The 12,726-nt window shown below is 34.8% G+C and carries 14 protein-coding genes; 1 reads left to right on the forward strand and 13 read right to left on the reverse strand.

Annotation, left to right across the window (positions count from 1 at the left end):
* Positions 1-11 precede the first annotated feature (11 nt).
* From MHI02_RS00810 to MHI02_RS00830, 5 genes are all read right to left on the reverse strand, one after another.
* The gene (locus MHI02_RS00810) at positions 12-746 is read right to left on the reverse strand and encodes a hypothetical protein (RefSeq protein WP_224443460.1); all 735 of its coding nucleotides are present in this window, start codon (positions 744-746) and stop codon (positions 12-14) included.
* A gap of 116 nt (positions 747-862) precedes the next feature.
* Entirely contained in the window at positions 863-1,168 is a 306-nt protein-coding gene (locus tag MHI02_RS00815; RefSeq protein WP_224443461.1) for a DUF960 family protein, read from the reverse strand.
* Positions 1,165-1,473: a hypothetical protein gene (locus MHI02_RS00820; RefSeq protein WP_224443462.1), complete on the reverse strand. Its 309-nt coding sequence runs from the start codon at positions 1,471-1,473 to the stop codon at positions 1,165-1,167. The genes MHI02_RS00815 and MHI02_RS00820 overlap by 4 nt, the downstream gene beginning before the upstream one ends.
* A 27-nt stretch (positions 1,474-1,500) precedes the next feature.
* Positions 1,501-2,016, reverse strand: a complete 516-nt coding sequence (locus MHI02_RS00825) for a DUF1643 domain-containing protein (RefSeq protein WP_224443463.1) — start codon at positions 2,014-2,016, stop codon at positions 1,501-1,503.
* Positions 2,017-2,032: 16 nt separating this feature from the next.
* Positions 2,033-2,479 (reverse strand): JAB domain-containing protein, encoded by a 447-nt coding sequence (locus MHI02_RS00830; RefSeq protein ID WP_224443464.1) that lies wholly within the window; start codon positions 2,477-2,479, stop codon positions 2,033-2,035.
* A 126-nt stretch (positions 2,480-2,605) separates the two neighbouring features.
* On the opposite strand from MHI02_RS00830, the gene MHI02_RS00835 reads away from it, so the two are divergent.
* On the forward strand, positions 2,606-3,616 hold the full coding sequence (locus MHI02_RS00835) for an HNH endonuclease (protein WP_224443465.1): 1,011 nt from the start codon (positions 2,606-2,608) through the stop codon (positions 3,614-3,616).
* A 36-nt stretch (positions 3,617-3,652) separates the two neighbouring features.
* On the opposite strand, the gene MHI02_RS00840 is transcribed toward MHI02_RS00835, so the two are convergent.
* From MHI02_RS00840 to MHI02_RS00875, 8 genes are all read right to left on the reverse strand, one after another.
* Positions 3,653-4,831, reverse strand: a complete 1,179-nt coding sequence (locus tag MHI02_RS00840) for a DNA methyltransferase (protein ID WP_224443466.1) — start codon at positions 4,829-4,831, stop codon at positions 3,653-3,655.
* Between the two features lie 10 nt (positions 4,832-4,841).
* Positions 4,842-6,062: a hypothetical protein gene (locus tag MHI02_RS00845; RefSeq protein WP_224443467.1), complete on the reverse strand. Its 1,221-nt coding sequence runs from the start codon at positions 6,060-6,062 to the stop codon at positions 4,842-4,844.
* Between the two features lie 103 nt (positions 6,063-6,165).
* Positions 6,166-6,480 (reverse strand): hypothetical protein, encoded by a 315-nt coding sequence (locus MHI02_RS00850; RefSeq protein ID WP_262721644.1) that lies wholly within the window; start codon positions 6,478-6,480, stop codon positions 6,166-6,168.
* 216 nt (positions 6,481-6,696) lie between these two features.
* Positions 6,697-7,176 (reverse strand): 23S rRNA (pseudouridine(1915)-N(3))-methyltransferase RlmH, encoded by a 480-nt coding sequence (gene rlmH, locus MHI02_RS00855; RefSeq protein WP_341165583.1) that lies wholly within the window; start codon positions 7,174-7,176, stop codon positions 6,697-6,699.
* 57 nt (positions 7,177-7,233) lie between these two features.
* Entirely contained in the window at positions 7,234-8,454 is a 1,221-nt protein-coding gene (locus tag MHI02_RS00860) for a hemolysin family protein (protein WP_047186164.1), read from the reverse strand.
* Between the two features lie 93 nt (positions 8,455-8,547).
* Positions 8,548-9,717, reverse strand: a complete 1,170-nt coding sequence (locus MHI02_RS00865; RefSeq protein WP_060668631.1) for a TraB/GumN family protein — start codon at positions 9,715-9,717, stop codon at positions 8,548-8,550.
* A 363-nt stretch (positions 9,718-10,080) separates the two neighbouring features.
* Positions 10,081-11,574: a D-alanyl-D-alanine carboxypeptidase/D-alanyl-D-alanine endopeptidase gene (gene dacB, locus MHI02_RS00870; RefSeq protein WP_257455719.1), complete on the reverse strand. Its 1,494-nt coding sequence runs from the start codon at positions 11,572-11,574 to the stop codon at positions 10,081-10,083.
* A gap of 643 nt (positions 11,575-12,217) precedes the next feature.
* Positions 12,218-12,559: a YqzG/YhdC family protein gene (locus MHI02_RS00875; RefSeq protein ID WP_068676017.1), complete on the reverse strand. Its 342-nt coding sequence runs from the start codon at positions 12,557-12,559 to the stop codon at positions 12,218-12,220.
* Positions 12,560-12,726: the final 167 nt, after the last annotated feature.

The following is a 12,726-nucleotide window of genomic DNA, read 5'->3' on the forward strand; positions in this document are numbered from 1 at the left end:
CTTCTGAAAGATTACCCTTCAGAAGTTTGTGAACGTCTTTTTTCAACTAATAGATTTATCTCATTTTGAATATTATGAGGTAAAGATAGGAAATCATAAAGTGTGAACATCCGTTTATCTTGAAATTGTTCATATTGAGAAACAACCTCAAGAAAGCAACTTTCAAACAATAGTTTTTCTTGAACTTGTTTTCGATACAAAGAACTAATAGCTTTTATATCATTTAAGTATTCTTGTTGAAACTTCAGTTTAACATCAAGGTTATTTATATCATTAATTAAGGAAAAGTCATCCTTGACTAAATTTGTTATTTCATCTATTTGCTTTTCACTTTCGTTATAATAATCATCAGAAAGTTGGTCTTGTAGCCATTTATCAAATAACACTTTTTCATCGGCATTCAATTTCATTCTTTCTGCTTCAGCATAAATATTAGTTAACTTTTTCAGATTCTCATTATCCAACTCGCCTTTTAGTTCCTTACCTGTTGCAACTCTTTTATTCAAAAAGTTAAGTAACTCATCGTTATCATAGTTATTTAGCAATTCATTGATAATATACACATAAGAATCCATTTGCTCAATGGGCGCTTCAAACGTCCCATCTGGCAATCCAAGTGACTTCCTCATCTTCTTAATATGCCTAGAAATTTCCTTTCTTTTTCTGTTAAATTCATCAGAATCCTTATCTTCTATACCCGTTATTTTTTTGGTCAAGTCTGTTAAACTAAAGGTTTCTTTATCCATCGGAAATATCCCTTCTTCCTTTTTATATGTAACTTCCAAAAAAAATCGGGGGTTTTACAATCCCGATTTTCTTAATCCATTGCTATTATTTTACTTATTAGAAATAGCTTTTACCATTAATAATCACTTGGGAACAACATTGTTTGATAGTTAGGCTCATTAATAATCCAAACAGTAGTATCTTTTATCTCCAATGTACTTTCTATAATCAATTCTTTCTTCATGGCAGGTTGTTCTTGTCGGTTAGTTATTTTCAATTTGTTACCACTATTAACAATTTCAAAAACCTGTAAGTAGTCCATTTTATCTTTCCTACTAACTGCAATTGAGTCCAAAAGCTCCCACAGAAGAACTTGTATTTCTATATTTAATTCTCCATTTATAGCTCTCGTTACATATCGTGGCTTATGTTGTTCTGTCATTTTAATTTCCCCCCATTTAGCAATTTCTCATGCACCCTTACCCCATCTTTCAGACAAACTAAAAAGAGTGGATTATTGGTTTCTGCTTCTAAGGCAATTCCAATAATCCACTCTGACTCTTCATTGTATATATATGTGTGAAATGAAACAGGATTCGGTAATATTTGCAACACTTCTCCTGAAATGAGTTCCTCGTCTAGTTCTTCATGGTATAGAAGTACCGTTTCCTCCCCTACCGCATTCAATTCAATTACTACACCGAATTTATTTTTCATAAAACCTATCAATTGCTCGATACCAAACATAGCGTGCTCCTTTCATTTATAATATTATTAACTCACCTTTTGGCTATCATCATAAGGTACTAATTTCCACTGATGTTTCAGTGCATGGTAGAGAGGATGAAAACCTTTCCGACCAAAATTTGTTTCAATTTGAAGAATGTTTGCCTTCTTATCTAGCAATAAGGCTAAAATCATGTTTAACCGTTCAACAGCTTTCTTGCTTGTCTTTGCTCCTTTTCCGACTGCAATAATGACATCATCTACTCTAGCAATAGCTTCTTGAATACATTTCAAATTTTCAATAGCAGACTCTTTCGTTTCATTTCCATCAATAGATGGAAATAAATTTACAATATCAACAACTCCGTATTCCAATTTAGAAAGGTTATTAATAACGTACATCGTTGTTTGGTCTTGTGCAATTTCATCTGCCTGACCTGCGTTTTTCATGATAACAAGTGCTTTTTTCCTGTTCTTGTCCCATTCTTTCCTAATAAGGTACTTGTTTTTCATTTCATCATCATAGATGACTTCTGTTTTTATCATGCTTTTTGTTGTTTTCATTGTTTTTTTACTCCTTTCAAATATAGCCTTTTTCTTTTAATGACATGAATGATTCGTCACCCACGATGAGGTGGTCAAGAACGTCTATACCTATGATTTTTCCTGCTTCCACTAATCTCTTTGTAACCTCAATATCTTCTTTACTTGGTTCTGGTAGCCCCGATGGATGATTATGTCCACATATTATTGAAGCTGCATTGCTTATAATCGCTGACTTCATTACTTCCCTAGGATGTACTAAACTAGCGTTTAAGCTTCCAATGTGACAAATATTAATTGATACTGGTTGATTTTTCGTATCGAGTGAAGCGACAATGAAATGCTCCCTGTCTTTGTCTGCAAGGAACAGCTTCATCAGTTGATATCCATCTTCTGGTGACCTTACTGACCTTTCTTTGTAAAGTATGCTTGATTCCCTTACTAATTTTAGTGAAACAACATTAACTCTTTTTGCTTGTCCCATAACTATTATCCTCCCTCAGATTATTCACCTTAATAATATATATTTAAATACCAATTTATTTCACTTCTCTTGGCAAAGTTGAAAATATAAAGTAATATTCTGCTAGATAGGGAAGGAGGAATTTAATTGGCTAGAAGGACAAAATACAGCACAGTTAAAAAGCAAAATCAAATAAGAGCAGACCATGTTAAAGGAATGGGAGACGTATCATTTTTAGGGTTTCAATGTTTAAATCCAGAATGTACAAATTTTATTACAATAAGAAAAGATGAGTATGAACAAAAGCATGAAGTTACTTGTAATGACTGTGGGTTTATTATGTATGAAGGTGGTGAATCCGTCTTCTACGATTATGAATTAGTACTTACACAAGATGGTGAGGAATCACTAATTGAAGATGGTCAATTCATAGTATATCATGATGAATACATTGAAGAAGCACTCGAATACAAATACTGTATAGTATGTAATGCTTTGAAACCATTAACGGCTTTTGGACACCACAAACCTAGAAAAACTGGTAGGCAGGGTGAATGCCGAATCTGTAAAAATAAATACAACCAAATTAAAAATCAAACTAGGACTACCGACCAACATAGGGAATCTGCCCAAAAGAGAAGATTATACACCGATTTAGCAGGTCATTCAAAACTTGATAGTGAAAAAGTATACGCAAGATTTAACCATCATTGTTTTAAATGCAATGAAGATTTGAGTGGAGTAGAATCTATAGAAAGAAACATAGACCACACATTACCAGTATATTACCTCTATTCACTAAGTACAGAAAATGCTACCTTGTTATGCAGAACTTGTAATGGGGAGAAATCTGGAAGTTGGCCAAATGAGTTTTATACAGATAAAGAGTTAAGGAAACTATCTGTGTTAACTGGTATTCCCTATGATTTGATGGCAGGTGAGCCTCAATACAACGCAGCCGCATTAGAAAAATTGAAAGATACGTCGGTTGTCGATTCAATATTATATAACTATAGTAAGTATATAGATGAATTAATCAAATTACGAAACCGTATAAAAAATGATACAGGTATTGACTTTTTTGATTTTTCATCCGGTATATCAGCAACATGGATAAAAGCTGCTAATCAGCAGTATGAGCAAAAATACAAGCGTTAGAATTAAAGAGGCTGACATGACGTCAGCTTCTTTAATTTACTTTTTTAATAAAAATAAGAATTGATGGTCAGTTGTAGACCCTTTATCTCTTATTCCATGCTTTTCTAATTTTTCTACGTTTTCGTTTCCTATATGAACAGTATGAAAATATTCTTTGGAGTACCGAGATAGCTCTAATGCCATATCAATTTTTTTAGATTTCCCTAAATGTAGAATGACTTTACCATCTTCTTTAAGGAGCTTTGAACATACCTTAAAGAAGTCTTCATAAATACCTAGGTTCTTTTTTTGCTTACCCTCCAAAAATACCTCATCAGCTTTTTTAAAATCATCTGGTTCCCATCCAGCTAACCACAGTCTCATCCAATTACTACTATAAAACCGTATAGAATCAAAAAATGGTGGTGAAGTTATTATTACATCAACCTTGCCTTTTTCGATTTTTTCTTCTAAGTCAAATAAATCGCCTAATATTGCTTTTCCATTTAAAAAGTTTTCCCAGTTCCCCTTTTTATATGAAAGCTCAACTTTCCTTTGGATATGTTCTACAACATTTTTATATATGAATTCACCTGTTGGAGAATAGGGTGTTAATGGATGGGAGTTTCTCGACAATGCATATGGGCGGTTTCCATGTAATATGTGTAAAAAACATGAAAGAACAAATGATTCTTCAGTTGATAATTTAGCAATTCTATTTAGAAAGAATTGTCTAGCAGCAATAATTTCTGAATAGGTGTCTTTATGAAAATAGTTAGGTAATTTATTATTAAATCCAAAGTCACTATAAGGGATTTCTTTGTCTGAGTAGCTCCTTTTAAATGCCTCGACAAAGATATTGAGTTCGCTCATGACCCTATCAACTTCTTGCCTATCTGTTATTTCTAGCTTTGCTTTTGTGACACAATAAGCTAGCTCATTTAAATCATTTCCTATTCCAACCCTACCTTGCAGGGAAGCCTCAAGAGGAATAGTCCCTACTCCACTCATGGGGTCTAAAACACTATCTCCTGGTTCTGTAAATTCCTTTATAAGGTGGTGGGCAATAGAAGGTTTTAACTTACCATGATATGAGCAAAGAGAGTGCCATGCATGTCCCCAGTTTCTTCCATTATATGGACTAACTTTGTAAGGCAAGGTTTCCATAAAATCCGAAGCCTTATTTTGGAATGTTTTAAAAACTTCATTAGTGTTTTCCAATTTCAACGTTTCCAATAGGACCACCTCACTTTTTTAAGCGATAGCGCAGTATTTTTTGGGATAATAGCATTTGATTCTTAGACCTTCTTGTTCTCAAAACTTCTTCTTCATAAAGTTCAAAGCCATTTTTATTAGCTATTTGAGATAGTAATTTATCGGTTGGTATATGGATGCCAGCAAACTGTGAATCACCTATATCTAGTATGAAAACACCATCGTTTCTAATAATATCCTTTAACTTCTGGAAAACTTTATTCATATCATAAAAATAACCACCAACCATTATGGGAATTCTCTTATCGTAAGATACTTCCTCTAAACGTTTAACGTATGGTTTAACTTCATCAAAAACCTGTGGAATGTTTCTTCTTTTTGAAACACTGTTAATTCCAGCCATAATTCCATTAGAATGAAGCAAAGGCAAATCTTTCTCACTTTCAATAAAATCTAATAACTTAAGTTCTAATTTTGTATTTCTAATATAGTTTGTTCCGTTTAAGTATGGTGGCGATGTAATCACACAGTCTACTTCTTTGGATATGTTTACCTGTCTCGCATCTGGATGGATAAAATGAGTAGAAGCTTGTATACTTTGAGAATAGCCAACTATATCGGATGCAATTTCGTCTAGTTTATCAAAGAATGATACTAAAACCTCTGAACTTTCGACCTTTTTCTCATTTTCTTTAGCATATCTCAAATCCCCTCGTTTAACCATTTTGGAAACTTTTATAGCAATAGCAGAAAGGGCAACCTTTGCCAACCTTTTTGAAATTGGGTCTTTAAGCGCATCGATGCAATTCCTTATTATTGTAATTTTTAATAATATACTTTCATCAAAATACTTCTCAAATCCTTGATAATTAATAATCTTCTCATCACTAATTTGATTTTCACTTTCTTGTATGTGGTTTTTTAGACTATCAAAAGTATCTAAGACTTCACTTTGCTTCATATATGCTTCTTTTACAGTATTTATCTTTGATTCAGTAATAAAAGCCATAAAAGGATTTATTTCAGCAAAGAAGGATTCAATACCTAATTGTGCTGCTACTAAAGGTGTGGTACCAGAACCAGCGAAGGGCTCAAATATTGATTCTACTTCAATAGGTAGTTTTTTAAACTCATTAAATATTAATTCACTCGAATAACCTTCATCATATTTATACCATCTATGAATAGGTTCATCTTTATTCAGAGCAAAAGTTCCAGATAAACCTTTTCTTATTTCCATTGGGTTTTTCATCGATTTTCTCCTAACAAAAGTTCATTCGTTTAATCATATCACATCTATGTTATTTAGTAATAGACGAGAATTTATCCGAAATTTTTAGTTAAATATGTCACGTTTAGTTTATTTTTGACTCAATTCGTTGTAATACTTTTAGTATTTCTGTAAGTTTATCATCAATACTGCAGGATGGAGATTCAGCAATCTCATTAAGTAACGGAAACATATCCTGATTCTTTTTTTGATAAGAATCTATTCCTACTTTAAATGCCATTTCCCAAGTAGTATGATTGTTCATTTTATATCCTTTAATCTTTTCAAACAATTTTACGTGTTCTTCAGAAAATTGTTGCCTGTTACCTATTAACCCTTTTTTTCTCAAATGCTTTTTAAAAAGACGCACGTTCCCAATCTTATCGTTGACTTTGTCCATAAATTCTACATCAGTATACTTATAAATAGTTTATCCCCCCAATACAATATCATTAAAACTTTTTTTGAGTTTTATTTATGTTATTATAAGTTTAATATAAACTTCATCAATAGTCAATAAAAAATAAAAACACTTGTTCGCATGTGATTTGAAGGTTGATATTTAACCAATAAAAAAAGAGTAGCCACAAAGAACCACTCTACTAAAAAACCTCATTTACTTATGGTACGGTTCCCCCCTATTTATCCGATACCCCCGATACACCTGCTCCAATAAAATCAACCTCATTACCTGATGCGGAAACGTCATTTTTGAGAAGGATATCGCCATGTCGCTTCTGGATTGCACTTCTTTACTAATGCCAAGCGACCCACCAATGATAAATGCAATTTTGCTTTTACCGTATGTCGCTAGGTCGTCTAATTTTTTTGCGAACTCTTCAGAAGTTAGCATCTTTCCTTTAATTTCAAGCGTAAATACATATGTATCGTCCCCGACATGGGACAGGATACGCTCTCCCTCTTTCCGTTTTACTTCTTCCATTTCCGCTTCACTCAAGTTTTCTGGTGCCTTCTCATCTGCTACTTCGACAATATCGACCTTTGCATAGGCTGATAACCTTTTTAAATATTCTTGGATTCCCTGTTTTAAATATTTTTCTTTCAGTTTTCCCACCGATACAATAGTAATTTTCATTTCCTTCGTCCCTTCGCCTAAAAAAACCCCACTTTTATATAAAATGGGGTTCTCTACTTATTTTATAATTTGTACTTTTTTTATCGTACGGTTATCGATTTCCATAATCTTAAAGGTTAAATTCTCCCGCTCAATGACTTCATCTTCCTCAGGGAATTCATTTAATTCCTTTAATAAGTAACCGGCTAACACATCTTCTTCTTCGGGAATGTCTGTATGAAAGATAGAATTTAACCGATGAAGCGTGATTTTACCGTCACAAACAATCTCGGTTTCTGTTAGCTTTTCAACTAAAGCATCCGTATCTAAATCCATTTCATCGGAGATTTCTAATCCAATCATGGATTCAATCACATCTTCATGTGTCAATATTCCCTCTGTACCACCATATTCATCTAATACAACCGCCATATGTTTCTTTTCCTTTGTCATTTTGAGAAACACCCATTCCACCGAATGAAATTCATAAACGAGTAATGGATCAATATCGCTAAATTGCTTAAGTGGTTTTTCGGGTTCTAATGACCATTGGATTAAATATTTAGAATGAAATACCCCGATAATATTATCGATATCTTCTTTATAAATGGGATATCTTGTAAATGGGTTTTCGACAACTACCTTTCTTACCTCTTCATATGTAGCGTTGATTGGTAGTGCCACTAGGTCTACTCGAGGTGTTTTTAACACATCTTTTACATTCAAATTCTGAAAATCAAGGACGCCACGTATACGATACGATTCCGCTTTACCGAATGTCCCTTCCGAATCAGCTATATCAACCATCGTTCGAAATTCTTCTTTTGAAATAGAAACATCTTCCGGGTTCCCTTTTGATAGGGCTCTAGTGATGAATCCCGTTAAACTATTTAAAATAAACGTGATTGGTTTAAAAATAGTGACAAAGAAGCGAATAACCGGATACACAATTGCTGCAATTTTATCAGGAAATGCAGCCGCTATCGATTTCGGGAGTACTTCTGAAAAAACGATAATGGTAATAGTCAGAATAGCGGATGCCAATCCAATATTAAATCCGTATTCAATCGCTATCGTTGTAACTAAAGTTGGTAAAAGTATATTCGCAATATTATTCCCTATAAGAATCGAAGTTATAAATTCACTAGGTTTGGAAACCAAGTCTAAAAGCTTTTCTGACTTTCTATCACCGTTATTCGCTTTTGTCTGTAATTTCATTTTATTTGTTGCTGTTAATGCCGTTTCACTTCCTGAAAAGAAAAATGAAACAAATAATAAAAAAATGATCGCAATGATCACGGGCCTATTTCCTCCTTAAGCTCCATAAAAACTTATATTTATTTTTATATGATTTATTGGGCGCTATGAATAGTATTCCTTACCTATTCCAATTTAAAACAAATTATCTAAGAATAGTCGTACAACATCAAATCCCCCAACAAACGTACCAATAGAGCTACCAATGTTTGCCAAAACAACAACTAATAATACTCGTGATACTTTGTTTTGCCAAAATCCCTTAACCGTAAATACATCCTCAGCTAGATTTTCAAAATCCCGTACAGTTGGTCTACTAAAATAAGCTTGGACAATTCCAGCGAACCAACCAGCTGCCAGTAGTGGATTTAATGAAGTAATAGGAGCAGCGATAAAGGATGTGACAATGGCCAAAGGATGTCCTAATGCAAAAAGAGTTCCTAATGCGGAAAAGGAACCATTCCATAAAACCCAACTAATGGTCTGTTGCCAACCTGCTGCTGGATTTGAGATAAATGTGTAAGCTATCATGGCAATAATTAGAATTGGTATGGACCATCCAATAATTTTTGGTACATTCGACTTTGGCGGTCGTATGGACAACTTTTCTAAATCATGATTTTTTTCTATTTCCTTCGTTATGCCGGGAACATGCGCTGCACCTAATACAGCTACTACCTTGTCGCCAGGAGCTGTTTTTATCTTTTGGGATAAAAATTGATCTCGTTCATCAATTAATGGTTTTTTGAGTCTTGGGAAGTGTTCTGTAAATTCCTGAAGCATCGCATTAATTGTATCTTGTTGCTTCATTTTTTCTAATTCTGCTTCGGAAATTTCTTCTTTACTAAAAATACTAGCCATTATTTGCGTTAAAAGAATAGATTTGCCTTTCAATCCTAGGTTTCCCCATATTCTTGCAAACGTAATTTGAATATTACGATCTGCGAGAACCAATTCCGCACCAATTTCCTCAGCCGATTCCATCCCTTGTATCATTTCTTGACCAGCATTGATTCCAAATTGCTTAGCCATTCTTTTTTGGAAGGAAGATATGGCAAGGTTCATCAATAAAAGCGTTGCACGTTTCTCTTTTATCACTTTAAAAATGTCCATATCCTTCCAAGAGTTACCTTCTTTAATTGATTGGTACCGCGCTTCATCTAATTCAATACAAACTGAATCTGGCTTTTCTGCTTCGATGACTTCTTTTACTTGTTCCGCACTTTGCTTGGAAACATGTGCCGTTCCAATAAGAATAATTTCCTTATCATTCATATGTAAACGAGTTATATTCTCTTCCGTCATACGTACCTTCCTTTTTCATTTAAACATAGTTTTATTTTAAACTATATAAGCTAAAATTAATAATTTTATTACTCTGGGAATTACATAAATTGGTAAGGGGGAATAATTTTAGTCCGTAAAAAAAGGAACAAAGGCGCAAGCGCCCGTTTAGTGACGTATAGACTGGACTGAGCCGTAGGAGATAAAGGAAACACGGTGAGCGTAAGCGAGCCGATGTTGACTTATCGTACGGAGGTGAAGGAAGTCTACTAGTCACTGGGCGCTGGAGCCAGACGTGGCTAATTCGGTATCTAAGTTATCCACAGCCATACAAATTTTATAATTTCCTAGAAAGCGAAAAAGGGAATCCTGTTAGATTCCCTTTTAATTTAAATTATGTGTTGCAAGAATAGTGACCATTGTATCTTGAATGGCTGACATGGAATCTTCTATATAATTATTATTTAATATAGAGAAGATTAGTTTTTCACCATTTATATTCGTAACATAACCAGATAAGGTTTGTACACCGGTAATGGATCCTGTTTTAGCTCTTACATTCCCCTTTAGATTGTCCATTCTGCTTCGAAGTGTTCCACCTACTAATTTTTCCGACTCACCTGCTACGGGAAGTGAATTTTCAAACACTGTGAACCAATCTTTTTGTTGAATCTCATAAAGAAGCTTCGTTAATTCGCTGGAAGAAACAAAGTTTTTATGGGACATTCCTGAGCCGTCACGAAGTAGAAAAAGATTCGGATCCATACCAAGATTTATTATAGACTCTTCCATAACTGCAAGCCCCTTCTCCCAACTCCCTTCCCCATGAACGGCCTTACCCATCTCCTTAACTAACACTTCACCAATCGTATTATTACTTAATTTCATAAAGGGAAGTAACAATTCCTTTAAGGGCATTGACTGATTTTCTGCTAATAACGTTGCATCCTTAGGAACCGCATCCAATCGTTGTTCCAATTCCGATGAAAAAGAGATCCCATTACTTATAAGCGATGATGCAAAGATATTTAATACATAACTAGTTGGATCCCATACAGCTGCCCAAGTTTTTTCTTTAGATGCCCCGATGGGTATATCACCTTCTACTATGATTGTATTCTCTCCGTGTACTCTATCTATTGTTAGTTGTTTTTTCTCATCTTTATGAACTGTTCTTGTCTGATTCAAAATTTTCACATAATCTGTTTCAGGTATTACATTTACTTGGGCAACATCCCCTTGTCGTTTCCCAGGAATTATTTCTAACATTACTGTTCCCGCATCATAGTCCTTATCCGGCGAAAGCGTTAAGGCCGAAATCTGCGCCCCCGTATGAAATGGTTCGTCCGACCAATTCAGATCCTGAGATAGTCGAATATTATCATACCAAGTGTCATCTGCAACCAAATCCCCTTCAACTTTCCGAACCTCTAATTTCTTTAAATGGTTAACAAGTTCATCTATATCTTCCTTTAATAACGTGGGGTCGCCTCCGCCTTGTATATATAGATTTCCTTTTAGAACCCCACCAACTAGCTCACCGTCCGAGTAAATCCTTGTCTTGAATTTATGGTCTGCTCCTAGAACTTCTAAGGCAGTGGACGCTGTTAATATTTTCATATTAGAAGCAGGATGCAAACGTGTATTTCCATGGTGAGAGTATATTTCCTCCCCAGTAACTGCTTTCCTCACGCTTATACCAGTTATAGAACCTTGTAGTCGCTCATCCTCTAATATTTTATTTAGCTTTTCTTCCAATGACCATGATGGATTTATTTCTGAGGTGATACTTTCAGAAGCATGAATCAATTCAATATTAAAAAGTGGAGCAAAAAATATAGCGAAGAGAAAAACTTTTATGTACTTTTTAATAAACATTTTGAACACCTACAATATTATGTGATGATAGTCGGAGGGTGAATGCTGATATAGCGTTACGTGGGCTGATATCTCGAGTGTGAGCGCTGATATTTGATGCGTGAGTACTGATATCCTGGGTGTGAGTGCTGATATAGTGTACGTGTGCTGATATCTCGAGTGTGAGTGCTGATATATGCTGCGTGAGTACTGATATCCCGGGTGTGAATGCTGATATAGCGGACGTGTGCTGATATCTCGAGTGTGAGCGCTGATATTTGATGCGTGAGTACTGATATCCTGGCTGTGAATGCTGATATAGCGGACGTGTGCTGATATCCCGGGTGTGAATGCTGATATAGCGGACATGTGCTGATATCTCGAGTGTGAGCGCTGATATTTGATGCGTGAGTACTGATATCCTGGCTGTGAGTGCTGATATAGTGTACGTGTGCTGATATCTCGAGCGTGAGCGCTGATATTTGATGCGTGAGTACCGATATCCTGGCTGTGAGTGCTGATATAGTGTACGTGTGCTGATATCTCGAGCGTGAGCGCTGATATATGCCGCGTAAGTACTGATATCTAGTACACTAATGCTAAATCCCGACATTGTGGATTTTTATAAGTCCCCTGGCAAGCAATTAAGAATAAACCGACCGCTTTATTGATTAACCTCTTTAAAATTTACAGATATGACTTCATCTGTATCGGGATGAAATTCAATATCAATCAACACACCAAATTCCCTGTTATTTTCCTTTAACCATAGTTTAAATTGTTCTACTGCGTTGTCACCTTTCGTCTTCTTCCCAACATGTAAATAATCAATAATTTGTGCATTTGGATATTTCTTACTCGTTTCTTTCATGGCCATTCTGCCCCATTTTGCATAGGAAGGAATCGCCTCTTCCTGTGCTTGAATTGGCTCCCATAATGAAAAAAACGAAATAGATCCAATCATTAAAATACATAAAACTGTAATTGCTGAAATAACCTTTCTCATTACTTCATCCTCCTCCCAATTTTATATTTTGCAATTCAACCATTTACTATGTAGCATTTCGGAAATATTTTTCATTTCCCGGGGAATATCGACATATTTCTTGTAAGTTCTGTCGAAAAATAGCCTTTATGAAATAAGAATATTTGATTACAATACCTACTGAAATC

The sequence above is a fragment of the Oceanobacillus sp. FSL K6-0118 genome, assembly GCF_038006665.1.
Lineage (GTDB): Bacteria > Bacillota > Bacilli > Bacillales > Amphibacillaceae > Oceanobacillus > Oceanobacillus caeni.